Source organism: Microbacterium sp. LWH3-1.2 (genome assembly GCF_040675855.1).
In the GTDB taxonomy this organism is placed as follows: Bacteria; Actinomycetota; Actinomycetes; order Actinomycetales; family Microbacteriaceae; genus Microbacterium.
Map to the genome: position 1 here is coordinate 1,141,773 of NZ_JBEGIK010000001.1, position 26,179 is coordinate 1,167,951.

Sequence of the window (26,179 nt, forward strand, 5' to 3'; positions counted from 1 at the left end):
GGCATGTCACTCAGCCGTTCGCGATGAGGCCCTCGGTGAGCGCTTCATCGCGCGGGTGCGATGCCGCCATCGCTTCGAGCGCGTGCCGCAGGGCGCTGCTGGACGTGTGCACGGTGTAGGGGAAGTAGACGACCTCGACGCCCACCGCCGCGAACTCCCGTTCGAGTCGCGCGCCCTTCTCTGTGCCGCGCCAGTCGTCACCTTTGAAGAAGTGCGTGAAATGGAGCTGCCGCCACGTCTCGAGCTTGTCAGGAACGTCCTCGATGTGGACATCGTCGACGTAGCTGATGCTCCGGACGATCTCGACGCGCTCCACCGTCGGGATGACAGGCTCCACGTGTTTCGTGAGCCGCAGCATCTCGTCGCTGACGACACCGGCGATCAGGAAGTCGCAGTTCTCCTTGGCGTGTCGAAGGATGTTGAGATGTCCGACGTGGAACAAGTCGAAAGCCCCAGCGGCGTAGCCGATGCGTACAGCCATGATTCCCCCATGTGAATCCCTCGGTGTCCCACACACCGGGTCTGTTGGCGGCACCTTACAGCAGTCCCGACCGCTCGGACAGAGGGGCGTCGTCGCAACTCGATCGCCGACCTATTGCTGGAGCTGAGGGTCGAGCACCGCGGCGACGGCGGCAGCGATGGCCTGGTAGCCGGCTGCGTTGGGGTGCAGACCGTCCTCTGCGACGAGGTCAGGTCGTCCGAAGAGCGGCTGACCGGCATCGAGGAAGGTGACGTCGTGATTCAGTGCCGCCGTCTGGATCGCCTGCGTGAACTCTGCGGGATCGGACGGGGGCGGGTCGTCGTCGAACCACGGGCTGATCGCGAAGATCTCGGCGTGCGGGTAGCGAGTGCGGAGCTCGCCGAACGCCGCGTCGGCGGCCGCCGCAATGTCGGTCGCCGGCAGCCCGAAGTCGTTGCGGCCTCCGGACACGACGACGTACGTCGGTGAGCCGACGATCTCGTCGATCGCCTCTCCATAGTTCCCGCAGTACGCACGACCGCAGCCGTTGACGTCGGAGGTCCGGACGTATCCCGTCCCCCCGAGGCCCAGGTTGTCGACATCCCACCCGTGTGCCTCGCCCAGCAGTGCCGGCCACTGCACGCCGCCACCGCCCACGCCCTGTGTGTAGGAGTCGCCGATGAAGACGGCAAGCGGCATGGGCTCGGGGATCGTCGGCGTGGTGGCATCGCTGGGAGCGGTGTACCGGGGGGCCTTTCCGTCTGCGGCTGACGCGTTGCCCAGCAGGACGGCGATCACGATCACCGCGACGGCGACAAGCGCGATCGCCCACAGCGGCATGCCGCCGATGTCTCTACGGAGCATTCGCATGGTCGTCCCCAGCAGACAGACCCGGCCTGGTTCGGGTCCCGGGCCGACGAGGCAATGCTAGCGACAAGGAGCCGAGATGTCTCGGGTCACGCTGTGTGGCACACTCGTGAATCCTGAGAATCGTCTAATATACCCATCCTCGATTAGGAGAGGGAATTGCTCTCCGGCTAACGTGACCTGATCGTTAGGAACACCGTTCGCCGATGGGGGTCGTCGCGCGGCCAGGCCGAACAATCGGAACAAGGACAAGACTGACTCGTGACATCTCCCCACACTGAACAACTCAAATCATCCTCCCCCCTTCCCCGGTTCACAGCCCCTCGCCGTGCGAAAGCACTCGGGGCATTCATCGTCGCCGCCGTCGTGGCAGGCGTACTGTTCCCGCTCAGCACCGGCGCGGATCGTGCCGCCGCTGACGACTCGGCGGTCCTGACCGCCACGGACAGCGCCTGGACGACGACACGCCAGCCGACCGTGCCGCAAACAGGCCTCTTGAGCGCCACCGCTTCGGCCGATCGCACCTACCTCAAGTTCGACGGCGACTCGCTCGCCGGGCGCGAGGTGACAGCGGCGACGCTCGTCGTCAAGGTGAACAGCACGACGGCCACGACACCCGGCCTCGTCGCGTACCCGACGTCCGCCTCGTGGAAGTCGTCCTCGCTGACGCACGAGAACCAGCCTGGACCGACCGGCGCGGCGGTGTCGCAGCCCAGCGCGACCGCCGTCAAGGGACAGACCCTCCGCATCCCGCTCGACATCCGATCCATCTCGACGACCGGTGACTTCGCCGTGGCTCTGAACTACAGTCAGCGCTACATCCAGCTGCGCATGGAGCGCTTCAACGCCGATGTGCCCCGGATCGAGGTGAGCACGGCGCCGGTCTCGACGACACCCACACCGACACCGACGCCGACACCGACGCCGACGCCCACGCCGCCGGCCGCAACCCCCGGCGATGGCCCGCTCGTCTTCGCGCACTACTTCGTGCCGTACCCGCTGTCGATCGACAACAAGACCGAGTCGACCGACTACTACACGCGCAACTACCTGAGCCCGGATGGTGAGGGCGGCAAGTTCGCATCCGTGGGTGGCCTCCTGCGCGACCGTCCCATCTCTCCCGGAGTATCGACCGCGACCGAGTGGCGCGTGGACAACTTCGCGACCGAGGTCCGTCAGGCGAAGTCCGCGGGCATCGACGGCTTCACGCTCAACCTCATGAGCACGGGCGGCCAGAACTGGGACGCCTCGGTCAACCTCACGAAGGCAGCGGCTCAGGTCGGCGGGTTCGCCGTCGTGCCCATGGTCGACGGTTCCTCCGGGTTCACCTCTGCCACCCCCGAGACGGCGGCTTCCCTGCTCAGCCAGCTCTACAAGTCCGGCTCCGCCTACAAGGAGGACGGCGAGTACGTGCTGTCCAGCTTCAAGGCGGAAGGCGCCTCGGTCTCCTGGTGGACCCAGGTCATCAACCTGCTCGAGACCAAGTACGCGCTGCCCATCTCGTTCCAGGCCGTCTTCAACAACGCGAGCGACGCGAACCTCAAGGCCTTCGCTCCGATCGCGGACGGCTTCGGCAACTGGGGGACGCGCACCGAGCGCACCACGCTGAACAGCGCCAACAACGTGGCCCGTGCGCATGCGCTCGGCAAGACGTGGATGGCACCCGTCGCGGTTCAGGACGTTCGCTTCAACTCGCTGTCGTGGGCTGAAGCCAACAACACCGCCTCCGTGCGGGCGCAGTGGAACAAGGCGATCGCCGAGAAGGCCGACTACGTCCAGCTCGTGACCTGGAACGACTACAGCGAGTCCACCCAGATCGCGCCGTCGCAGGACCACGGCTCGGCCTTCCTCGACCTGACGCGGTACTACACCTCGTGGTTCCACACGGGCACGCAGCCGGCGGTCACCTCGGACGCCATCGTTCTCACCCATCGCACCCAGTTCGTCAGCGCCAAGCCGTCGTACCCCCAGTCGCTGATGGGCGCCCCTGCGCTCGACGGCACGTCGACCCCCGCGCGCGACATGGTGGAGGCACTGGTGTGGCTGCCGTCGCCGGCGACCGTGCAGATCACCGTCGGCGGGACGACCACGAGCTTCTCCGCTCCGGCGGGAGTCTCCGCCTACACGGTGCCGCTCAAGCTGGGCAGTGTCTCGGCGAAGATCGTCCGTTCGGGCGCGACGGCGGAGTCGGTCACGTCTCCCTACGCCGTCGTCTCGACACCGTACGTGCAGGACCTGCAGTACTACGCGGTCAGCAGCTGGTAGGCCAGGGGCTCATCGCAGGATGAGGTGCTCGAGGACACCCTCGAGCACCTCATCCATTTTTCGTGCGCTCCGTGCGTAGACGCGACGCGACCGCTTCCACGGATCCTCGATATCGTCATGCGGGGTCGACGCGCCGGCCATGCCCCGCGCCTGGTGGGCGAGCCGTGCCAGCGTCGGAAGGTCGGCGACCGCACCCTCTCGCCCCGGAAGCGCCCTCAAGAGACGCGCGAACTGCAGCACCGTGAATGTCCGTGTCGCCGCGGCAGGGAGCTGACGCACGATGAACTGCCGATGCCCTCGCGCCGCGGTGAGCACGATGTCGGCTCGGGTGACCATCGCCTCCGTCAGACCGCGAGCTCTGAACTCCGATGCGTCGATTCCGCGATCCCGCAGTCGTTCGAGAAGCGGACTGCTCATCGGGTGACCGGTGAGCGGGGCCAGACCGGCCGATGCCAATCGGATGGCCGGTCCTCCTGCGGACTCGAGCGCGCCCCTCAGTCCCCACTCCAGGTAGGGCGACCGACAGACGTTGCCTGTGCAGACGAAGAGAATCGAGCCCAGACCGTCGCTCACGATGAATCGCTAGGCGTCGCGCGACGAGTCGACCCCACGGATGGGCGGGACGCTGGCGCGTCGCGCCGAGCGGCGTCGGGGCGACCGGGCATCGGAGCCTTCGTCGGTCGTCCACTCGATATCGTCGATGTCGTCCTCGTCGTCGGCGAAGCTGTCCGCGACACCGCTCCGCTCGTACTCGTCCGCCAGCGGATCGCGCTCACCCCGGCTGGCGGACGTATCGGCGTCGAGAATCGCGTCGGCCTCTCGGTCGCTTTCACCGGAGGTCGCCGTGGGCACGGCGTCGGTCTCCGATTCGGTGGGGCGGGCGGGCGCCTTGGCCGGTGAGTAGCTGTAGCGGTGGTCTTCTCGCGCTCGGGACAGGTTGAAGACGGCGCCCTCGACGGAGGCGCCGATCGCTGCGAGCCGGTCCATGGCCCGCCGCAGTTCGCGCACGCGGAGCACGCGGGCGCCGATCACCAGGATGACGCCGCCGAGCAGCCGGGCCAGCACGGCGCCGTCCGGTACGGGGTTCAGCGGTGGGCAGTCGATGATGGTGACGTCGAAGCGTTCGCGGATCCGCCGCAGGACCTCGCTGGCGGCGGCGGACTCGAGCAGCTCGCTGGGATTGGGTGGCCGCGAGCCGGCGAGGACGACCTTGAGGTCGTCGGGTCCCCAGCTGACGATCGCTTCGTCGAGGGTGATGTCCCCAGTGAGCACGTCGGTGAAGCCGGTGTACTCCGGAAGGTCCAGAACATCGCTGAGGGTGGGGCGGCGCAGGTCGGCTTCCACGAGGCACACCTCGAGGCCCGAAGCTGCCAGTGCGGCGGCGATGTTCGCCGCGGTCGCGCTCTTGCCCTCCCCGGGGCGCGAGGACGTCACGGAGAACGCCTTGTGGGGGTCCCCGGGCTGCAGGAACCGGAGATTGGCTCGCAGCTGCCGGTACTCCTCGCCGCGCCGGGACCCGCTCTTCACGACCGCGATGGGATCGCGTTGCGCGCGCCGGTCGAAGGAGACGACCCCCAGCACCGGCAGCCCGGTGATCTCCGCGACCTGCTCCTTGTCGCGGACGCGGGCGTCGACGACCCCGCGCAGCACGACGACGACAGCCGCCGCGACGAGCCCGGCGAGCACTCCCGTGAGCAGCAGAAGCGGCACATTCGGGGACGAGGGCGCCGACGGCGCAGTCGCGGACTCGATGACCTGCAGGCGGACGGGCGACTGGCCGTCCACGCGGGGTGTGAGAGAGGGGACGACTTCGGCGAGGTACGTGGACACCGAGTTGGCGATGGCCGCCGCGCGCTCGGGCGACTCGTCGGTCGCGGAGATGGTGATGACGCTGGTATTCAGGGGAACGGATGTCGAGACCTGACGTCGCAGCTGGGAGATGGTGACATCGAGCTCCAGCGACTCGATGACAGGTTCCAGCACCACCTCGCGGGTGGCGACCGCGCTGAAGTTGCGGGCCTGCAGCTGCGAGAAGTTGGACGACTGCGCGAGCTCCCCGGTACTGGCCCCGCCCGTGACGGTGACGAACACGTCGGCGCTTGCCGTGTACTCACGCGGCGCGGCGACGACGAGCGCCCACCCCCCGAGGACGCCGAGCATCAGACAGGCCACAACGACCGCCCAGTGATGCCGGACGAGCCGCAGCATGCTTCTGGTCTCCATACCCTCGCCCCATCACGTCGAGGGGTATGACCCAACCACAATTTCCCCCATCCCCATATAATTCCCCCCAACCGCAGAGAAATCTACAACCCCGGACTGAGCGCTCAGCCCCTGCCAACACCCTGTGGACGGCGCCCGATGACGCGAACCGATCAGTTCCCGCAACCCAGCCCGCGGCCCGGGCGCCCTGTCTCCGGGCGAGCGGCCTCCCGCGCGGCCCACGCCGCTGGTGACGAGTTGCGCCGAGGCTTGCGCATCCTGTTCCTCGTGACCTCTCTCGCGGTCCTGTCAGTGGGGATCCCCGCGTTCCTCGTCGCCGACGTCGCCGACCTGCCGCGCAGCGACGCCTGGATCATGACGCTCGCGCTCGTGGTGTGGGCCGGAGTCCGGCTCTCCTTCCTCTGGGTGCGGGGAACCCCGAGGCTGTTCGATTTCTTCTTCTGGCTGTTCGTCTACATCTTCATGGGCATCGCTCCGACCGCCCAGATCCTGTCCGGGCTGACGTCGACGACGACGCCGGGGGTGGACACGGGTCTCGATATGCCGACGGCGGGAGTCGTCCTGCTCGGAGTCCTCTGCTACGAGATCGGGCGTCTGCTGTGGATGCTGCGTGAAAGCCGTCGCCATGGGGAGGGACGACGAGTCGCGGTCCGCTCGGTCAGCAGCTGGGGCACCGTCGTGCTCTCCCTCATATCGCTGGCCCTGAGCGGCTACGTCCTGTCGCGGCTCGGGGCGGTCGCCCTGCTCGGCAGCCGGGACGCGGCCGCCGCGGCGCGCGCGGCGGTGTGGCCCGACCCCGCGGTGCGCAGCGTGGTCTTCGCGAGCGGGATCTACCCCCTGCTCGTCTCGGTCGGCGCCCTGGCCCAGCTTCGTCGCACCGCCAGCAACGACCAGAGCCGTCGCATCGCTCTGATCGGCGCTGTCGCAGGTGCGGCGATCCTCTTGCTCATCGTCAATCCCGTCACGAGCGCGAGGTATTCGTTCGGTACGGTCGCCTTCGCCCTCGCCGTCTTCGCGGGTGCCGTCGCCACGCGCCGACGAGCGCGGATCACCATGCTGGCGGCGATCGCCGGGTTCCTGTTCGTCTTCCCGATCGCCGACGCGTTCCGCCGCGCGGACGGGGAGGTGAGCACGCGATCCGGATTCTTCGCCGAGTACCTGTCCAACCCGGATTACGACGCGTTCTGGCAGGTGGCCAACGCCCTGTCGTACTGGCTGGATGGTCTCGTCACACCGTTGAGTCAGTTCGCCGGGAGCGTCCTGTTCTGGGTCCCTCGCGCTCTGTGGGCGAACAAGCCGACGGATACCGGCATCCTGCTGGCAGAGTACCGAGGATATGCATTCGACAACCTCTCAGCACCGACGTGGGCCGAGGCGCTCGTGAACGGCGGCATCATCGCGGTCGTGATCGCCTTCCTGCTCATCGGAGTCGTCCTGCGCGCAATGGACAGCCGGACGGTGCCCGCCTTCCGTGCCGGCGGGGTATGGGCCATCGTCGGAGGAATCCTGCCGGTGTTCATGACGATCCTCCTGCGCGGATCGCTCCTGCAGGCGACCGGAGCGCTGTTCCTCACCATCGTCTGCATCATCGTGGTCCGCGGCCCCAGGACGGCGCAGCCCGGTGCGAAGCCGGATCCGTTACCACCGCCCGACCCCGATGCAGCGCATGTGCGGTCGGGCTAGCGGTAGAACGTCTCCAGGCGCTGGGCGATGGCGGCCATGCTGCGCTCAGATCGCACGGCAATCCCGCCCCGAGCGCCCATCGCGGCGGCTCGGTCCGGGTCGGCGAGCAGGGTGCGGACGGCGTCCGCGAGGCTCTCGACCGTGTCGTCCGTCACGAGGCCCGCGTCATGGTCCCGCACGAACGACGCGAGGCCGCAGGTGTCGGTGACGACGACGGGCAGCCCGACCGACATCGCCTCCAGCACCGACATCGGGTAGGGCTCGTCCACACTGGGCAGTACGTACACCGTGGCCCTCCGCATCCGCTCCACCGCCCCGCTCATGCCGACGGGACCTTCCCAGCGGATGCGATCGGCGTGTCCCGAGGAGGAGATCGCGGCGAGGACGGACGCGCCTTCACCTTCGTCGGGCCCGACCAGCGCGAAGGCGGCTTCGGGGAACTCCGGCGCGACTCGCGCAGCCGCCTCGACGAAAGCGACCGGGTGCTTGCGGGCGGCGAGGCGAGCCAGATACAGCACGCCGGCGGGGCCGGTGATGGTTCCCTGGGTCGCGAGCGGGACCCCGTTGGGAAGCTCTTCCAGTCTCGCCCCGCCGCGGGAGACGACCTCCAGCGATGCCCGCTCGCGGGACGTCAGATACGCGACGATCTTGGCGCGCGCGAGGACGGGGCGTGTCAGCGCGAGATCGAGGGGGATGGCGAGAGGATGGCTCGTCTCGTCGATCATGCCGTGCGTCTGCACCACGATGGGGACCCTGCGTGCGAGCGCGATGAGCGCCGATGGGAGCGTGACGAGGTCGCGCGCGGCATGCACGTGGATCACATCGAACTCCCGCGCGTGGCGGTGGACCGCTCTCCACAGCTCGGGTGAGCCGAGCCCGGCGAATCCGCTCGCGGGCAGGATCGTGCGGGCGGGGAACAGCTTCGCCGGCACGCCTTCGAGCTCCGTGGGGACGTTTCCATCGAAGCCTCGCTGCGTCCCGGCGAGCACGACCTGGTGCCCCCGCTCCTGAAGCGCGAGCAGCTGGTTGATCGCGACCCGGGTCGGTCCGCCGTACTCGCCCAGCGGGCTGACGAGCGTGACGATGGCGAGGATCTTCATCTGGCCGATTCCACGCCACCGCGAACGGACGCCCGCGGGGCCAGGACGACGGACCCCGGCGCGACGTCCGACGTGACCAGCGCCGTGGCTCCCACGACGGCATCCCTGCCCACCGTCACGCCCCGCAGCACGGTTGCGCGCGCTGCGACCCACGCGCCGTCCTCGATGGTGATCGGGCCGTTGTCGAACTCGAAGGTGGGCGAGTGCCGATCGTGGCTGCCGGTGCAGAGGAACACGCCCTGTGAGATGCAGACGTCGCTGCCGATCATCACCGGTTCGAGATTGAGGATCCACGCGCGTTCGCCGATCCACGTATCGTCGCCGATCGTGAGCTTCCAGGGCCAGTGGACGCGGACGCCGGAACGGAAGTTGACTCCGTCGCCGATCCTCGCGCCGAACGCTCGGAGAACCTTGACGCGGAGCCTGGCAGGCACGAACCAGGGCATGACGAGAAGGCTGGAGGCCAGCTGCCACGTCGCCTGCCAGGCGATGCCGCGTCCCCTGTCATAACCGGCGCCGGTGAAGCCGGCAAGACTCCGTCGTCCGCCCATGGGCCACATCCTAGCCACGAGTTTTTCGCTGGTCAGCGGTTATGATCCACTCGAGCGCGCCTCGCCGACCGCCGATTGCCGTCGCGCTCGATCAACACGGGGTCGAGGGAGGGCCGGGTGACAGCGTCCGATCACCTGCGAGCGGTGTGGGTGAGCGGCGCGTTCGGGTTCGGGGACGATCTGGCCTACTTCCGCGAGGTCCTCGGGCAGTTCGCCGCGAGGTTTCCGGGTGCCGCCGTTCTCGTGAGGGAGGACTATCCCGTCGACCGGTACCCTGAGCTTCCGCTCGCCCCCGACCTGCGCTTCTGGATGCGGCGACGAGACCGGCTGGTGGGAGAGTTCACTTACACGGGAAACCTCCGGGTCCCGACGCCGGGCACGGCGTGGCGGATGCTGAGGCGTCCGACCGATGTCGTCGTCATCGTCGAGTTCACCCCCACGGCGCTTGTCTCGGCGACCGTGGCGCACCTACGACGACGTCGAGTCGTCCAGCTGATCGAATCCGACCCCTCGTTCCGCGGCGGTCGTGACGGCAGACTCGCGACGGCCGTGAAGAGGGCGTTTGCGCGTCGGTCCCACATCGTGCTGGTGAGCAACGACCGGACGGCACAGTACGCGCGGGCGCGACTCGGCATCCGTGCAGAGCGGCTGCGCGTCGGGCCGTACCTGACATCTCAGCCGGGCGAGGCCTCAGCCGGTTCGGACGACGGCGGCCCCGTGCGGTTTCTCTTCCTGAACAGCCTTCAGCGCCGGAAAGGGCTCCACCTCCTCCTCGCCGCCCTGGCTGTGCTTCCCGACCACGCACGCGACTGGACGCTGGATGTCGTCGGAGACGGGCCGGAGCGCGCGGTGCTTCAGCAGCAGGTCGTCGAGCTCGGGCTCGGCGAGCGGGTCCGTTTCCACGGCGGGAGGTCGCACGACGAGGTGGCCGCCGACTACGCGCGCGCGCATGTCGTGGTCTGCCCGACGCAAGGCGACTATCGCTCGCTGGCGGGCTTCGAGGCGGTGAATTCCCGGCGTCCCGTCGTCTTGTCCACGCGCGACGGTGCCGCCGAGGAGATCGTCGATTCGGGCGCTGCCGCGGTCGCCGTCGACCCTGTCGAGACCCGAGCGCTGGCGGCGGTTCTCGCGAGCTTCCTCCGCGACGACGCGCATCTCGCGAGGCAACTGGCGATGGCGTCCGCACCGCCGGACCGGTTCGGCGTCGAGGCCGTCGGCGCCAACCTGGAGGCCGCGATCCGAGCGGCGGCGAAATGAGCCGGCGTCGTCTGCGGCTTCCCCGCCCGCTGACGATCGCGCAGATCCTCTCCAGCGCTGCGGGGGCGGTGCCCATGCTGATCGCCGCGGTCCGGATGGATCCTCCGGCCTTCACGTCGTTCTCGATCATCACGCTGGCCGGCGTGCTCGCGGTCGGAGCATCCCGGGCCGCCCTCTACCAGCCCGCACTGATCTTCCAGCGAACGGACTCCGCGTCGCTGGTGCCGGCGCGATACATGTTGGTCGTCTCGTCGCTGTCCGCCCTCGCGGTGGCCGCGATCGCGATCAGTTCGACCGGGGCCGCTCCCACCGAGGCGGGGCTCATCGGCATCGCCGGTGCCGTTCCGGTGTTCTACGACTGGGTGCGCTACCGTGCCATCGGCTCGGGCCGGCGCTGGGCCGTCGCCGCGGGCGACGGCATCCGGTTGACGCTCGTCTCGGCGACGGCGCTGCCCCTTCTCGCCGCCACGCCGCTGTCGTTCATGCTCGTCATCGGCGTCTCGTGCGCGATCGCGGCTGCTGTGGTCCTTCCGCAGGTTCCGTTGCGCGTCGGCACGTATCCGTACCGCCGTTACCGCTCGTCGGCAGCATGGCAGACGCTCGACTTCGTCGTCGGCCAGTTCATCGTCTCCCTGCCGCTCTTCGTGCTCGCCGGCTCCGGCGCGAACGATCTGATCGGGGGAGTGCGGCTTGCACAGACCCTTCTCGGACCTCTGAATCTGGCCTTCGCGGCGACGACGACGAACATCATCGCCGACGGGGCCACGCACGTCGACTATCGGCAGGCGTCGGCGGTCATCGCTCGCGGCTGGCGCGCCAGCATCCGGCTCGGTCTCCTGGCGACCGCCGTCGTCGCGATCCTCACCGGCGTCATCTGGTCCACGGGGTGGGCGCCGGCCGGCGTCGAGCGCGCTGACCTTCTCCTCGGCATGGTGCTGGTCGGGGCGTCGACCATCCTGACCGGCTGGTCGGGCATCCACGGCATCGTGCTCCGAGTGCTCGATCATCAGTCCGCGGTCACTGTGGTCCGCATCGTCATCGCATCGGTCACGACGGCGGGGTTCCTCATCGGCTACGCCCTCGGCGGTGACGAGTGGAGCCTCATCCTCGGATTCGGCGCGAACGCGATCTCCGCTCCGCTCCTGTTCATCCCCGTCGCGCTGTTCCACTACCGACGCGACACGCGTGAGACGCCCTGATCTCGATCGGTCAGCCGCTCCGTTGCAGGACCCGGAACCATTTGATGAGCAGCGCGATCGTGATGAGGGCGGTCAAGGCCCCCAGCGCGGCGTAGACGGCGAAGAAGATCTGCGATGAGCCCCACAGAAGGAAGGCGAGAGCGAGGACGCCATAGTCCGCCGGCAGGAGCCCGAGCGCACGGATCGTCGACGGGGACCGGGGTGGATCGGCCTGATGCGGCCGAGTGCGGCGGAGCAGCTCGAAGATCGTCATTCCAGAGAACAGCACGACCGCGACGAGCATGTAGGCGAGGGGAAGCAGCAGCCACGCCCCGGCCAAGAGCCCCTGAGCCGCCGCCGCGATCAGCACCGCGGCGTGGACCGCGACCATCTTTCCCGCATCCACGACGTGGTCGAGCCACTCTCCGGCGAGGCTGCCGCGTCCGGTCAGTCGCGCGACCTGACCGTCCGCGGAGTCCAGGGCGAACCCGAGCGCCAGGAGGATCGCGACGGCCAGACCGGTGACCCAGCCGGCTGGGCTGAGGACGAGCACGATCAAGCCCAGTGCGGTGCAGAGCGCGGAGACGGCGGTCACGCCGTTCGGCGATACCCCGGCGGAGGCGGCTGCCGCCGCGAAGACGCGACCGACGGGACGGTTGATGTACCGCGAATACAGCGAGACGCCCGCTCGAGTCTTCTGGGAGCTCGACAAGGAACCCAGGGCTTCGCGAAAGGTCAGGCCGGACATGTCCCCCCATGCCTCCGCACCTCGTGGTGCGAGTGTTGGAATCCACCCTGGCGTCTGGCGCCCTGTCGTGTAAACTCCGCGTCAAGCGTACTGGCAAGTTGCACCCGACGACGATGATGCCGAAGCGCAGCGACAGCACGTGTGCCCGCGGACGGGGAGCCTGTGGGCGACCGGTGATCCACGGGGGAAGTGCGACGACCGGTCTCGAATATCTGGGAACGGGGTTTCACGTGCGTACTCGCATTTTCGCGAGCGTCGCCGCTGTTGCGGCGCTCGCCATCGGACTGATCGCTCTACCACCGGCGGAAGAGGCGAAAGCACTCTCACCTGATCTGCCGTTCAGCGCCGATGCGCTGCCCACGTGGCAGACCAACGGCGTGGTCTGGCAGGTGGCCATCTCCCGCGGCAGGGCAGTCGTCGGCGGAACCTTCAGCCAGATCCGGCCTGGCGCAGGGCAGTCGGGGACTGCGCGAAACCTGACGAGTCTCGCCATTCTCAACGCCGCGACGGGCGAGCCGGACGCGTGTCAGCTGCCCGTCGCGTTCAGCGGCGGCACGGCAGCGGTATACGCCGTGAAAGCCGCACCCGACGGCAATACGGTCTTCGTCGGCGGCCAGTTCACGAGCATCGGCGGCGTGGCGGTGAGCCGGCTCGCCGAGATCAATGTCGCGACCTGCACTGTCACGCCGTTCCGTGTGACAGGCATCTCGAACTACGTGCTCGAGATCGAGCCCTCCAACGACTTCGTCTACTTCGGCGGCGTGTTCCAGACGGTCGCCGGACAGACCAGGCGCAGCTTCGCGAAGGTGAACCGCGCAGGCGCACTGCAGACCGCATTCGTCGCCAATGCGTCCGGGGCGACAGAGGAGCTCTACAGCACCACCGTCGTACCCGGCAAGAACGCCCGTGGCGATGCGCTCCAGCTGTCCCCGGACGGCACCCGGCTGGCGATCGGCGGTGACTGGTTCGACATCAACGGATCGGCATCCCACAGCTTCGCCGTCGTGGATTCGACGACGGGAGCGGTGTTGCGCACCTGGCCTGCCAACACCGTCGGGAACACGTCCCGCACGAAGATGATCAGCTCCGACGGCACGCGGTTCTTCGTGGCGCAAGAAGGGTTCGCCGGTTTCGATGGCGCGCTCGCGTACAACTGGTCCGACTACAGCCAGGCATGGCGCGACAACTGCGCCGGTGCCTTCCAGGCGATCCTGCCCTACCAGGGGCTGCTGTTCGAGGCCCACCACCACCATGACTGCGGAGCGATGGGGATGTTCCCGGACGGGCGGCGCACGTTCCTGTCCGTGACCCACGCTGCTGATCCCACCCAGCTGCACATCGGCTGGCTTCCCGAGCTGAACGACGGGACGGGCGAAGGCATCGGCCCGCGCTCGATCGCGATCGGGCCGGGGACGAACGGCACTGCGTACCTGTGGGTCGGCGGCGAGTTCACTCGCGTCAACGGCGCGAACCAGCAGGGACTCACGCGGTTCAGTCCCACCGACACGGGCGCACCACCGGTGCCGACAGTCGCGGCGCGCGCCATCACACCGAATGCGATCCAGGTCAACATCCGGGGCGTCTACGATCCGGACGACTCCGACATCACGTATGCCGTGTACCGCGGGACCAACACGACGACACCGGTATGGACCGGCGTGGCCCAGTCGAAGCACTGGTACCGCTACCAGGCCACATTCGTCGATACGGACGTCGCACCCGGTACGAGCTACACATATCGCGTGCGGGCGATCGACCGGGCGAACAACCAGAGCGCCTTGACGGGGACGGTGACGGCCACAGCGTCGTCGACGGGATCGGTCTATGCATCGACCGTCGTCGCGGATCAGCCGCGGCTCTACTACCGCTACGACGACACGACGAACGCGCAGTGGATCATCGACAGCGCCGGTCAGACGGTCGTCGGCCTCAACGGTCTGGCGCAGAACGGCGTCGACCGCAATGCGGCCGGTGCGATCCCCAACGACGCAAGTCGGAGCGCGACCTTCACCGATACGCAGGCGAGTGGCCTGCCGCAGTACATCTGGAATGACGTCATCGCGCCCGGGCCCACCGTGTACTCGGTCGAGACCTGGTTCCGCACGACCTCCACCACCGGCGGAGCGCTCGCGAACTACGGATCCTCGAACGGGCGTCCTCGCTCCGACAACGGGACGGACCGCACCAGCGGGACCGTCGACCGCGTCGTGTACATGGAGAACGGGACCGGTTTCCTCCGCTTCGGCGTACGCGCCGGCTTCGGCACGACGACGCTGCGCAGCCTGACCGCGTTCAACGACGGGCAGTGGCATCACGTGGTCGGCACGCAGGGTCCCGGCGGCATGCGCCTGTACGTCGACGGGGCGCTGCAGGCGCAGAACGCCACGACCGGCAGCGGCACGTACACGGGCACGTGGCACGTCGGCGGTGACAGCCTCAACGGCTACCCGACCACGGGAAACAACCTCGTGAACCGTTACTTCGACGGGCAGCTGGACGAGACAGCGGTGTACTACCAGGCGCTCTCCCAGCAGCAGGTCCAGAACCACTTCAACGTGGGAACGGGATTCGTCGACACCGTCGTGCCGAGCACGCCCCAGGGCGTCGGGGCCTCGTTCGACGGTGCCAACGTGGACGTGGCATGGTCCGCGTCGACCGACAACGTCGGCGTGGCTGGGTACCGGGTCTATCGAGGCACGACGGCCGGGTTCACTCCCGCCGCCGACACGCTCCGCGGCACGGCAAGCGGGACGACGTTCGAAGACGTGGCGCCGCCTCCGGGCACCTTCTACTACAAGGTCGTGGCCTTCGACGGCGCGAACAACGCGAGCGCCGCCTCTGCAGCATCCGCTCCCGTCACCGTCGTCGACGGCGTCCCGCCGAGCACGCCGACCGGCGTGAACGCGGTGGCGGCGGGGCAGGCGGCGGATGTCTCGTGGACCGCCTCGACCGACAACGCAGGGGTGACGGGGTACGCGCTCTACCGAGGCTCGGACGCCGGCTTCGTACCGAGTACGGATACCCTCATCCAGGCCGATGTCGTCGGCACCTCGTATCATGACGCGCCGCTCTCCGAGGGGACGTGGTACTACAAGGTGACCGCCCGCGACGCCGCCGGAAACGTCTCAGGCGCGTCGAGCGCGGCCTCCGTCGTCATCGTCGCCCCCGACAACACCGCTCCGAGCGTGCCCACGGGATTGACGGCGACCGTCGAAGGTGGAAACAACGTCGAGCTGAACTGGAATGCCTCGACCGACAACGTCGGCGTCACCGGTTACATCGTCTATCGGGGCACGGCGGCCGGGTTCACCGCGAACGACGCTTCTCGTATCGGCAACGCGATGGAGACGACCTTCACCGACAGTGCCCGACCACAGGGAACCTGGTACTACAAGGTGGCCGCCACCGACGCGTCGTCGAACGTGAGCGCGGCGTCGGCTGCGGCGAACGCAGTGGTGACCAGTCCGCCGGCTCCACCCACGACGCAGACGATCGTGACGTCCGCCGACTCGATGGCCGCAGCGGTCAACCCGACGTTCGCGTACGGGGCGACGAACCAGCTCTCGTCGCGGTTCAACACCACGATCGAGTCCTTCCTGCGGTTCGACCTCCCGGCCGCGCCGGCCGGGCAGGTCCTCACGTCGGCGACGATCTCGCTGCGGACGTCGACCGATCCGACCGCCGGATCGACCGACATCCATGAGTTCCGGCTGAGCAGCGGCACGTGGCAGGAGGGCACGATCACGTGGAACAACCGCCCGACCACGGTGAGTGCCGCCGTTCTGGGGCAGCTCACGGGGGCGACCGCCGTCAATACGCCGTACGCCGCGACGCTGTCGGCGAGCGATCTCGCACCGCTGGCCGGCACGTCGGTCACTCTCCGGTTGTCGAGTGCGGCGGGCAGTGACAACGTGCGGCTGTGGTCGAGGGAGGCCACGGCAGCGGACTATCGTCCCACCCTCACCCTCGTCTACACGACACCCTGACGCAGTGAAGGCCCGGTGGGGGGCGAGCGGATCGGTGAGCCGCGAGTCCCGCCGCCGGGCTGGTCCGTCCGCCACCGGCAGAGCGCGCTCGCCACCGGGAGGGTGCGCCCGCCGACCGGCAGGGTGCGCCCGCCGCCGGCAGAGCGCGCTCGCCACCGGGAGGGTGCGCCCGCCGACCGGAATGCCGTGGCCCGCTCAGGGATGGCGGTGCCGGCCGGTGAGAGGCCGATCGCCACCACCCGCGCCGGCCGATGCGTGGCGCGCGATGGTGCCCAGTCCCCTGCCCATCGAACCGGCCAGCGCGCTGACCGGCGCGCGACGGCCGGAGGCGATCGCCCTCGTCAGGCTCCCCTCGAATGCCGTGACCGCTGCCTCGACATCCAGATGACGATCCCGGAACATTCGCGCCGACTCGCCGAACATCCGTGCGGCGGCGGGATCCGTCGCCAACCGTTCCGCCGCATCGACCAGCGCACCAGGGTCGCCGGCGGGAACGCAGGGGCCGGCGCCCGCGGCGGAGATCTCATCGTGCGTGATGCTCGACGAATCGACGGCCCCGATCACCGGAAGCCCGGTCGCGAAGTACGTCGTCAGCTTGCTGGGGACGGCCATCTCGGTGAGCCCTGGAAGCTCGTTGACGAGAAGGATGTCGGCGGATGCCAGGGCGCGCTCGAACAGGCCGTCGGGCAGAGGATCGAGGAACTGCAGTCGCGAGCACGCGCCCATGGCCTCGAGTGCCGGACGCTGGTTCCCATCGCCCAGGAGGACGAATCTCACGCGGGATCCACGGCGCTCGGCCTCGCGCGACGCCAGGACGACGTTCTCCAGCCCTTGCTTGGCGCCGATGTTCCCGGCGTGCAGGACGACGACGTCGTCTCCCCAGCCGAGCTCTCGGCGCAGCGCGCGGTCGCGCCCGGCGTCATCGGTCGTCACGTGCGACCAGTTCCGCACGACGTCGACGGGAGTGTCGACGGAGAGCTCCTCCCGGAGAACACGGCGGAACCGGTCGTGGATCACCACGACACGGTCGGCCGATCTCACCAGTCCGCGCTCCAGCGCCGCGATCGTCTCCGCCCGACGGGACACGGCACCCGTCTCACGGGCGCCGAGCGTGTAGATGTCCTGGACCCAGACGATCGTCGGGATCCCTGAGAGCGCGGCCCGGGCGGCGGCCAGCCGCGAGGAGATCATCGCCGGGCTGACCAGGACGACGGCGTCCGGATGCCGCCAAGGGGAGAGGTCGGCTCTCACGCCGAACGTCACCTCCGACAGCGCTCGATCCACCATGGTGTGGCGGTGTGGCACGTAGTGGCTCAGACGCGTGACGTCGACGCCTTCCTGCTGCTCCACACGCTTCCAGCCGCCGAAGCCGTCCTGAACCTTCCACCACGGATAATGCGGGTGGGTCGTGATCACGCCCACGTGCCATCCGCGCCCTGCGAGCGCCTGAGCCATGCCCGCCGTGTACGGCGCGATGCCGGTCGGTTCGGGCGCGTAGTTGATGCCGATGAACAGCACACGCGGTGCTCGGCGCTGCGTGACACCGGTCGATCGCCCAGCCATCTGTCCTCCCAGACGCGCCCGACCACTTCGTCGCGACGCATCACCCCGGAGAGCGCTCTGACGCGCCGTCCGTCCTCCCCCCTCGATCTCGGGCGACGTCCGCCGTGGATCTCGGGTACGCCGGCCGTCGGTTTCGGGTACGACGACCGTCGACTAGGCCGGTCGACGGTTTCGGGTTCATCGACCGGCAAGCCCCCCACCTGCCGGCAGGGTGCGTGTCTTCGGGCACACCATACATCGCGGCGGCGTCACGCGGAATACGCCGCCCGGACGTGCGGCGTTCACCTGCCTCACCAGGGATCCTTGACGCCTAGCGCACGCGGGCACCGGTGCACAAATCGTGGGGAGACAAAGCGCGGACCGCGATGTACAGTGTGCGTAGCATCGTCCCGAATGCCGAGCGCCGCACTCAGGGGAGAGTGTCCGAGCCCGCGACTGGGAACCCGACGGTGCTTCTGGGAGGCCCGCGGACCCGATCGTGGGCATTGGGGAGCGTGACCTGTGGTCTCACGTAACTGGGTGGGTGTTGTTGCATCCTTGGCACTCGTCGTCGGTCTCGTGGCCGTCACACCGTCCGAGCGAGCCTCGGCACTCTCGCCAGGCGTCGGCTTCACCGCCGATGAACTACCCACGTGGCAGACCAACGGGACGGTATACGCGCTCGCGCAATCGGCCGGCAAGGTCGTGGCCGGTGGGACGTTCAGCGAGCTGCGCCCGCCCGAAGGGGGAGCGGGCTCGTCTATCGCCACGAACGGTCTTGCGATCCTCGACGCCGAGACCGGAAACCCCGACAGCTGCCAGCTCAGTCTGTCTCTGGTGGGCGGCACCCCGGCGATCTATGCAGCCGTCACCGCGCCTGACGGCAACAGCGTCTACATCGGTGGCAACTTCTCCAACGTCGGAGGGGTGTCGACCGGCCGCATCGCCCAGATCGATGTGCGCACGTGCACGGTGACCAGCCTGCGTCTGCCCAGCATCTCGTCGATCGTGCACACGATCGCGGTGAAGGGGACGACGATGTACTTCGGCGGGATGTTCCTCACCGTGGGCGGCGAGTCGCGCCAGCGCTTCGCCGCTGTCGACGTGACGACCGGCGCGCTGCTTCCCTGGACGGCGAACGTCGACGACATCGGACGCGGCATCGGCGTCTCGCCGGACGGCACGAAGGTCGCGGTCGGCGGGGACTTCTTCAACGTCAACGGTGCGTACTCGCACTCGATCGCCGTCGTCGACGCCGTCACGGGTGCGAATATCCGCACCTACCCGTCCGGGTTCATCGCGAACACATCGGTGACCAAGCACATCTTCAGCGGAGACGACGGCAAGTTCTACATCTCCAACGAGGGCACCGGCGGCGGGGTCTTCGACGGGCGTGCGGCGTTCTCGTGGGCCACGGGCGACCAGCTGTGGCGCGACACCTGTCTCGGTGCCACCCAGATGACGCTGCAGGACCAGACGAGCCTCTACTCGGTGAGCCACGGCCACAACTGCGACGAGATGCACTTCCAGCAGGACGGCATGCGCCACTACTTCCTTGCGCAGAGCACCGTCGACGGATCGCATTTCGCCTGGGACCCCAAGTCCAACGACGGGATCGGTGAGGGGATCGGGCCACGCGCCCTGGTCATCGCGACCGGCAAGTCCACCGGGCAGCGGTACATGTGGAGCGGCGGTGACTTCACGACGATCAACGGCGCGGCACAAGACCACCTCACGCGCTTCGGGACCACCGACACCGGCAACCCGCCGGCTCCGGCCGTGGCTGCGGTGGCCCAGAGCAGCGGCTCCATCGAAGTCCGGATCCGCACCTCGGTCGACGACGACGACTCCCCGCTGACCTATCAGGTGTTCCGCAACAACTCGTCCACCCCCATCTGGAGCGGTGCGTCCTCGTCGGTGTGGTGGAACCGCCCGCAGGTGACGTTCGTCGACACCGACGTGGTCGCGGGGCAGACGTACACCTACCGCGTCCGGGCGACCGACGGCACGAACACCTCTGTTCTCTCCCAGGTCGCGACGGCGACGGCGGTCGCGTCGGTCGCCGATTACGCAGCATCCGTCCGCGCGAGCGCGCCGGCCATCTTCTGGCGTGGGGATGCTGCGGCCTCGTGGCTGCAGGATGCCTCCGCCTCCGCCACGAACACCGGCCGACAAGCCGGCGTCCTCGAGAACGGCACCGCCGGCTCGACCGACACACCGGAACCGAATGACCCCAGCGGTTCGCTCGTCTTCGACGGTGCCGACGACTACGTCTGGCATCAGGGTCTGGCTCCGGCGCCGACGACCTACAGCGTCGAGACGTGGATCAAGACGACGACCACCCGCGGAGGGAAGATCGTCGGATTCGGAAGCGGGCGCCCGCGCACGGACACCGGAGCCACGGTCCTCAGTGGGAGCTACGACCGTCACCTCTACATGACCAATACGGGTCGTGTGCTCTTCGGCGCGTACACCGGCTCGACCGTCACGCTGACCTCGCCCGGCGCTCTGAACGACGGATCGTGGCACCACATCGTCGGCACGCAGGGCGCCGGCGGCATGGCGCTCTACATCGACGGGGTCCGCGTCGCTCAGAACACGAACTCCGTCGCTCAGGCGTACTGGGGCGTGTGGCACGTCGGCGGTGACAACCTCTCCGGATGGCCGAACCGCCCGACGAGCAACTTCTTCGCGGGCTCGATCGACGAGACGGCCGTCTACGCGACCGCGCTCACCGCGGGCGCGGTGGCCGACCACTATCAGGCGGCCGGTCGGGACCTGGGCCTCAACCAGGCACCCGCCGATGCGTACGGAACACGCGTCTTCGCTGCCGACCCGACGCTGTACTGGCGTCTCGGCGAGGCGTCGAGCAACACCGCCGCCGACGCCGCACGCTTCGGCACCTACCCCGGCACGTATCGGACAGGCGTCACGAAGGGTCAGCCGGGCATCATCCCCGGCAACACCGCGGTGACGACCCCCGGCACTCTCCTCGGCACGGTCGCGACCCAGGCCTCGCTCGCTCCCTCGGCGGCGTTCACCGGCGAGATCTGGTTCAACACGACGACCCCCGGCGGCAAGCTGTTCGGATTCGAGAACGTGCAGACCGGCAACGGCACGAGCTACGACAAGCACCTGTACATGACGTCGAACGGCAATCTCGTCTTCGGCTCGAGGGTCGGCTCGAGCAACGTCGTCGTGACCAGCCCGCTGGGCTACGCCGACGGCAACTGGCACCAGGCGGTCGGGGTCCTGGATTCCTCGGGTCGCAAGCTCTACGTCGACGGCGCGCTGGTGGCTCAGAGCACCGTCACCGGGGCCGAGACCAGCAACGGATACTGGCGGATCGGCGGAGGCAACCTCACCAGCTGGCCGTCGGCGCCGTTGAACTCCTATTTCCGGGGGACGCTCGATGAGTTCTCGCTCTACGGCGGTGGGTTGAGCGCCACCGAGATCGCGCGGCACTATGCCCTCGGGGTGCAGGATGTCGCCCCGCCGAGCGTGCCGTCCGGCCTCGCCGCGACGCACGGCTCCGGTGGGGTGGACGTCTCGTGGACGGCGTCGACCGACAACACCCGCGTGCTCGAGTACCGGGTCTTCCGGGGTACGACGGTCGATTTCGCCGCTGACGCGGACTCGTTCCTCGCGACCACCGCCACGACCTCGTACCACGAGGGATCGCCCGCACTCGGCACGTACTACTACCGGGTGACCGCGGTCGACGGGGCAGACAACGAGAGCGCACCCTCGTCTGCCAGGCAGCTCGATGTGACCGACATCGATGCGCCGACCGCGCCCGCCAGCGCGGCCGCGACGCAGACCGGGGCGGACGGCGTGAGCGTCACGTGGGCGCCCTCGGCCGACAACGTCGATGTGACGGAGTATGCGGTCTACCGAGGCACCACCTCGGGCTTCGCCATCGTCGACGGAACGCTCGTGGGGACGGTCGCCGGCACGTCGTTCAGCGAGAGCGGACTCTCGGCCGGAGCGAAGTACTACCGCGTCGTGGCACGAGACGCGGCCGGCAACGCCAGTGGGCCCTCCAACACCGCAGCGGTGACCATCGTCCCACCGGATGTGACCGCCCCGAGCACGCCGGGCAACCTCACGGCGACGCTGTCCAGCGGAACCGATGTGACGCTGTCGTGGGATGCCTCGACCGACGATCGCGGCGTCACCTCCTACGTCCTGTACCGGAGCCTGAGCGCAGGCTTCACACCGGGTGCGGGCAACCGCATCGCGGAAGTCACGACGCCGGGTCATGTCGACACCGGTCGCGCCGCCGGCACGTGGTACTACAAGGTGACGGCGCAGGATGCCGCGGGCAACATCAGCGCCGCAGCATCCGCATCGGTGACCGTCGAGCCGCCGTCGCAGGCGGTCGAGGTCACGCTGACGCCCACTGAGGATGCGATGGTGGCGCAGTCCGCGCCCACCACGCTGTACGGCTCGTCCAACCAGCTGTCGGCGCGTGGCACGAGCGGCACGATCGAGTCGTTCATCCGGCTGGAGCTGCCGGCGGCACCCGCGGGGACCGTGCTGACGAGCGCGGTGCTGTCGGTCCGCACGTCGAACGACAGCACCGCCGCCACGACGGACTCGCCTCAGTTCCGGCTCGTCACGGGCGCGTGGAGCGAGGACGCCGTCAATTGGAACAACCGCCCGACCACGACCGCGAGCGGCGTGCTCGGCACACTCAACGGCGCGACGGCCCTCAACACGCCGTACACCGTTGCTCTGGGCGCGGACGGACTGTCCTCGTTCCTCGGGCAGACGGTGACCCTGCGCATGTCGGGAACCAACAGCGACAACGTGCGAGTGTGGTCCGCGGAGGCGTCGTCGGCCTCCTACCGCCCATCCCTGCGGCTGACGTTCACGCCCGTCTCCGGTCCTGACACGCAGGCGCCGACCGTGCCGACCGGGCTCGCGACCTCGGTCGCCAACAATGCGGACGTGACCGTGACCTGGTCGCCTTCGACGGACAATGTGGGCGTCACCGGCTACAGCGTCCATCGAGGGACGACGGCGGGCTTCACCGCCGACGCCGCCTCGAAGATCGCCGACGTGACGGCGCCGACATACAGGGACAACGGGCGCCCACAGGGGATCTGGTACTACAAAGTGACGGCCAGGGACGCCGAGAACAACGTGAGCGCCGCCTCTGCAAGCACCTACGCGACCATCCTCGCGAACGGCGGCACGCCGGTCGAGATCACCGTGCCGATCACCGACGACGCGATGGTCGCGCAGTCCTCTCCCGCGACGCTCTACGGTACGTCGAACCAGTTGTCGTCCCGCGGGACCGGCGGAACGATCGAGTCGTTCCTCGCTGTTCCGCTGCCGGCAGCGCCCGCCGGCACCGCGCTGACCGGCGCGGTCCTCTCGGTGCGCACGTCGACAGACACCACCGCCGCGTCCGCGGACGCCCATGACTTCCGACTGATGTCCGGAGCCTGGACCGAGGCCGCGGTGAACTGGAACAACCGCCCGCAGACGACGGTCTCCGGCGTGCTCGGCAGTCTGACGGGTGCAGCGGCGCTCAACACGCCGTACACCGTCGCGCTGAGCCCCGAGCCGTTCGCGTCGGCCCTGGGGCAGACGGTCACGCTGCGGATGTCGAGCGCGGGCGGCGACAACGTCCGGCTGTGGTCCGCGGAAGCGACGTCGTCGACGTACCGGCCGTCCGTCAAGCTCACGTTCACCCCCGTGGCCGGCCCCGACACGGAGCCGCCGTCGGTGCCGACGGATCTCTCGGCATCCGTCGTCAACAATGCCGACGTCAACCTCACGTGGTCCGCATCCACCGACAACACCGGAGTGACCGGGTACACGGTCTATCGCGGCGCCGCGGGGGACTTCACCGCGGACGCATCGTCCCGGCTCGCCGACGTCACCACGACGTCCTATGCCGACAACGGGCGGCCGACGGGCACGTGGCATTACAAGGTGACCGCTCGGGATGCTGCGGGCAATGTCAGCGCGGCATCGACCGCGGCCACGGCAACCATCACACCGCCGGCGGTGCCGCCCGTCGTGCAGACGGTGGCCACCACCGCCGACACGATGGTGGCCGCCAGCAACGCTGCCGGGCTGTACGGCACGACCAACCAGCTGTCGTCGCGGTTCAACACGGCGATCGAGTCGTTCATGTCGTTCGCACTGCCGGCGGCGCCGGCCGGCATGCAGCTGACGGCCGTCTCGCTCGCGGTACGCACGTCGACAGACGCCACTGCCGCATCTGCCGACACCCATGTCTTCCACCTGATGTCGGGCACGTGGGACGAGTCGACGATGACGTGGAACAACAGGATCACGCAGACGGCGTCCGGTGCCATCGGCCAGCTGTCCGGTGCCGCCGCTGTCAACACCGCCTACACGGCGACCCTCAGCGCGGCGGACCTCGCCGGGCGGGCGGGTCAGACGGTGACGGTGCGCATGTCGAGCGTGGCCGGGACGGACAACGTCCGGATCTGGTCCCGGGAGGCGACCACCGCTGCGTACCGCCCCACCCTGACACTCACCTATACAGCGGTGCCGTAAGTCCGCAGATCGCGGGGTCCGAGGCGCCTGCTCGCTGAAGGGCTCGGCGGGCGTTCCACGAGGAACGGGAGAGAGGCCATGACACCGTCTCCGATCTCGCGGCGCGGGTTTCTGATCGTAGGACTGTCGACCGCGCTGCTGGCGGGCTGCACGGCTGTGCCTGGCCCGCGGCCCGCTCCGAACGCGGCGCCTCCGAGCCCCTCGCCGTCTCTCTCGCCCACGCCCACCCCCTCGCGCCCACCGGCACCATCCTCGGTATCCGAGCTGCTCGCTCGGACGAGGTTCTACGTGGGGCACCGCGGGAGTGGCGACAACTGGCCGGAGCACACCCTCGCCGCCTACCGGAACGCGAAAGCTGCCGGTGCGGACGCGATCGAGATCTCGGTCTGCGCGACCTCGGACGGCGTCCTCGTCTGCCATCACGACCTGTCCGCCCAGCGGGTGCTCGGTGTGGACAGGAAGATCGGCGACATGACGTGGAGGGAGGTGAGTGCCCTCGACGTGGACGCACGGAGCTGGCTCGGCGTCAACACCCCGCTGGAGCCGGTGACGAGGCTCGAGGACGCGCTCCGGGAACTCGGCCCGGAGGTGCTCATCTTCATCGAGGACAAGCAGGGGACCAACACCATGCCGATCCTCGACATCCTGGACGCTCAGGCCCGTCCCACGGAGCGCTTCGTGTGGAAGCAATGGGCGCCGGCCGCACAGGTGCGCGCTGCCAAGGAGAGGGGCTACCGTACCTGGGGCTACTTCGACGAGGAACAGCTCGATCGCCTGGACGAGTTCGCGGCGACGTTCGACATCCTCGGAGTGCCCACGGGGGCGTCCGACGAGCTGATCCTGCAGGTTGTCCGTACGGGCCTTCCGGTGATGTGCTGGGAAGTGCGGTTCCATGATCAGGTGGAGCGGCTCGCCGGACTCGGCGTCACGGGGATGATGTGCTCCAACGTCCCCTACCTCCTCGGCGGTCGGCCCGCGGATCGCGACGCCTTCGCCACCGGGAGGCGAGCAGCCGGCGACCTGCCCTCGGCGATCGACACCCTGGGCTGGTCGTCTCAGCCCGCGTTCGTCCCGTCGAGAGAATCCCTGCGCATTCAGAGCGCTCGTGCGACCAGCTACCTGATGGGTTCGCTCGCCGCCGCCGGGACAGGGCTCCGCCGACTGGAGGCGACCATCGCCTGGCCGGATGCCATCCCGCCGGAGGGGTCCGCCGGCGTGGTGTTCGCCTTGAGCGGCGACGCGCCGGGAGGGCAGGGCGAGCGTGGAGATGCCACCGGCTGTCAGCTGACGCTCGACGTCGACGGGACGATCGAGATCGCTCCGTACGAGCGGGGTGTGACCGGGTCCCCGGTGTCCGCCGGCAAGGTGGATGCGCCGACCGCAGGCTCTGCGGTGCGTATCCGGATCGACCTCGACGACGACCGCGTGCACGTCACGGTGGGTGACCGCACCGCGCTCGAGGCGGTCCTCACGGGCACGACTCTCCGCGGCGCCTGGGTGCGCCTGTTCAAGGATTACAAGACGGACCAGGCGGTCGAATTCTCGGGACTCCGTGTCGTCTCGGGGTGACCGCACCTCAGCAGATGAGCTACCCGGAATGGTGCGGGAGAAGTATTCCTCTGCGGGAATGTGACGTGCTCCACGCCACCCCAGGGACCCGCGGCCACGCCCGCTTGGGGGAACGGGCTGTCGTCACACGCGATCGCCGGTTTGCACACGGCGGGTATGGCGGCGTGTGACCGCGGATCCGGTCGTTGGCGGCCGGCGACGCCGTTGTCG

General features: G+C 68.8%; 15 protein-coding genes. 7 read left to right on the forward strand and 8 right to left on the reverse strand.

Features of this window, described 5'->3' with window-relative positions:
- Window positions 1-10: 10 nt before the first annotated feature.
- Both MRBLWH3_RS05405 and MRBLWH3_RS05410 read right to left on the reverse strand, forming a co-directional pair.
- A complete protein-coding gene (locus MRBLWH3_RS05405) occupies window positions 11-481 on the reverse strand; it encodes an adenylyltransferase/cytidyltransferase family protein (protein WP_363429416.1) in 471 nt (156 codons plus the stop codon).
- A gap of 111 nt (window positions 482-592) precedes the next feature.
- Window positions 593-1,324, reverse strand: coding sequence for an SGNH/GDSL hydrolase family protein (locus tag MRBLWH3_RS05410; RefSeq protein WP_363429418.1), 732 nt, complete (start codon window positions 1,322-1,324; stop codon window positions 593-595).
- Window positions 1,325-1,693: 369 nt separating this feature from the next.
- Between MRBLWH3_RS05410 and MRBLWH3_RS05415 the strand changes: the two genes are divergently transcribed.
- Window positions 1,694-3,592 (forward strand): endo-1,3-alpha-glucanase family glycosylhydrolase, encoded by a 1,899-nt coding sequence (locus MRBLWH3_RS05415; RefSeq protein WP_363429420.1) that lies wholly within the window; start codon window positions 1,694-1,696, stop codon window positions 3,590-3,592.
- Window positions 3,593-3,601: 9 nt separating this feature from the next.
- On the opposite strand, the gene MRBLWH3_RS05420 is transcribed toward MRBLWH3_RS05415, so the two are convergent.
- On the reverse strand, window positions 3,602-4,165 hold the full coding sequence (locus MRBLWH3_RS05420; RefSeq protein ID WP_363429422.1) for a hypothetical protein: 564 nt from the start codon (window positions 4,163-4,165) through the stop codon (window positions 3,602-3,604).
- Between the two features lie 9 nt (window positions 4,166-4,174).
- Complete coding sequence (locus tag MRBLWH3_RS05425) at window positions 4,175-5,815, reverse strand: polysaccharide biosynthesis tyrosine autokinase (protein WP_363429424.1); 1,641 nt, start codon at window positions 5,813-5,815, stop codon at window positions 4,175-4,177.
- A 267-nt stretch (window positions 5,816-6,082) separates the two neighbouring features.
- On the opposite strand from MRBLWH3_RS05425, the gene MRBLWH3_RS05430 reads away from it, so the two are divergent.
- A complete protein-coding gene (locus tag MRBLWH3_RS05430; protein ID WP_363429426.1) occupies window positions 6,083-7,498 on the forward strand; it encodes a hypothetical protein in 1,416 nt (471 codons plus the stop codon).
- Here MRBLWH3_RS05430 and MRBLWH3_RS05435 read toward each other — a convergent pair.
- A complete protein-coding gene (locus tag MRBLWH3_RS05435; RefSeq protein WP_363429428.1) occupies window positions 7,495-8,598 on the reverse strand; it encodes a glycosyltransferase in 1,104 nt (367 codons plus the stop codon). The genes MRBLWH3_RS05430 and MRBLWH3_RS05435 overlap by 4 nt on opposite strands.
- The gene (locus MRBLWH3_RS05440) at window positions 8,595-9,149 is read right to left on the reverse strand and encodes a DapH/DapD/GlmU-related protein (protein ID WP_363429430.1); all 555 of its coding nucleotides are present in this window, start codon (window positions 9,147-9,149) and stop codon (window positions 8,595-8,597) included. Before MRBLWH3_RS05440 ends, MRBLWH3_RS05435 begins: the two co-directional genes overlap by 4 nt.
- A 117-nt stretch (window positions 9,150-9,266) precedes the next feature.
- Here MRBLWH3_RS05440 and MRBLWH3_RS05445 point away from each other — a divergent pair, with 117 nt between their 5' ends.
- Both MRBLWH3_RS05445 and MRBLWH3_RS05450 read left to right on the forward strand, forming a co-directional pair.
- On the forward strand, window positions 9,267-10,406 hold the full coding sequence (locus tag MRBLWH3_RS05445; protein WP_363429432.1) for a glycosyltransferase family 4 protein: 1,140 nt from the start codon (window positions 9,267-9,269) through the stop codon (window positions 10,404-10,406).
- Window positions 10,403-11,605 carry a hypothetical protein gene (locus MRBLWH3_RS05450; protein WP_363429434.1) on the forward strand — a complete coding sequence of 401 codons (1,203 nt, stop codon included), beginning with the start codon at window positions 10,403-10,405 and terminating at the stop codon, window positions 11,603-11,605. The genes MRBLWH3_RS05445 and MRBLWH3_RS05450 overlap by 4 nt, the downstream gene beginning before the upstream one ends.
- 10 nt (window positions 11,606-11,615) lie before the next feature.
- On the opposite strand, the gene MRBLWH3_RS05455 is transcribed toward MRBLWH3_RS05450, so the two are convergent.
- On the reverse strand, window positions 11,616-12,332 hold the full coding sequence (locus MRBLWH3_RS05455; protein ID WP_363429436.1) for a CDP-alcohol phosphatidyltransferase family protein: 717 nt from the start codon (window positions 12,330-12,332) through the stop codon (window positions 11,616-11,618).
- A gap of 230 nt (window positions 12,333-12,562) precedes the next feature.
- On the opposite strand from MRBLWH3_RS05455, the gene MRBLWH3_RS05460 reads away from it, so the two are divergent.
- The gene (locus MRBLWH3_RS05460) at window positions 12,563-16,318 is read left to right on the forward strand and encodes a LamG-like jellyroll fold domain-containing protein (RefSeq protein WP_363429438.1); all 3,756 of its coding nucleotides are present in this window, start codon (window positions 12,563-12,565) and stop codon (window positions 16,316-16,318) included.
- A 195-nt stretch (window positions 16,319-16,513) separates the two neighbouring features.
- On the opposite strand, the gene MRBLWH3_RS05465 is transcribed toward MRBLWH3_RS05460, so the two are convergent.
- Window positions 16,514-17,881, reverse strand: coding sequence for a glycosyltransferase family 4 protein (locus MRBLWH3_RS05465; RefSeq protein ID WP_363429440.1), 1,368 nt, complete (start codon window positions 17,879-17,881; stop codon window positions 16,514-16,516).
- Window positions 17,882-18,382: 501 nt separating this feature from the next.
- Between MRBLWH3_RS05465 and MRBLWH3_RS05470 the strand changes: the two genes are divergently transcribed.
- Both MRBLWH3_RS05470 and MRBLWH3_RS05475 read left to right on the forward strand, forming a co-directional pair.
- The gene (locus MRBLWH3_RS05470; protein WP_363429442.1) at window positions 18,383-24,400 is read left to right on the forward strand and encodes a DUF7594 domain-containing protein; all 6,018 of its coding nucleotides are present in this window, start codon (window positions 18,383-18,385) and stop codon (window positions 24,398-24,400) included.
- A 288-nt stretch (window positions 24,401-24,688) separates the two neighbouring features.
- Window positions 24,689-25,969, forward strand: coding sequence for a glycerophosphodiester phosphodiesterase (locus MRBLWH3_RS05475; RefSeq protein WP_363429444.1), 1,281 nt, complete (start codon window positions 24,689-24,691; stop codon window positions 25,967-25,969).
- Window positions 25,970-26,179 lie beyond the last annotated feature (210 nt).

Coding starts and splice junctions, on each gene's coding strand:
- MRBLWH3_RS05425 (WP_363429424.1), bottom strand. CDS start 5,815: ATGGAGACCAGAAGCATGCTGCGGCTCGTCCGGCATCACTGGGCGGTC.
- MRBLWH3_RS05465 (WP_363429440.1), bottom strand. CDS start 17,881: ATGGCTGGGCGATCGACCGGTGTCACGCAGCGCCGAGCACCGCGTGTG.
- MRBLWH3_RS05435 (WP_363429428.1), bottom strand. CDS start 8,598: ATGAAGATCCTCGCCATCGTCACGCTCGTCAGCCCGCTGGGCGAGTAC.
- MRBLWH3_RS05455 (WP_363429436.1), bottom strand. CDS start 12,332: ATGTCCGGCCTGACCTTTCGCGAAGCCCTGGGTTCCTTGTCGAGCTCC.
- MRBLWH3_RS05410 (WP_363429418.1), bottom strand. CDS start 1,324: ATGCTCCGTAGAGACATCGGCGGCATGCCGCTGTGGGCGATCGCGCTT.
- MRBLWH3_RS05440 (WP_363429430.1), bottom strand. CDS start 9,149: ATGGGCGGACGACGGAGTCTTGCCGGCTTCACCGGCGCCGGTTATGAC.
- MRBLWH3_RS05450 (WP_363429434.1), top strand. CDS start 10,403: ATGAGCCGGCGTCGTCTGCGGCTTCCCCGCCCGCTGACGATCGCGCAG.
- MRBLWH3_RS05405 (WP_363429416.1), bottom strand. CDS start 481: ATGGCTGTACGCATCGGCTACGCCGCTGGGGCTTTCGACTTGTTCCAC.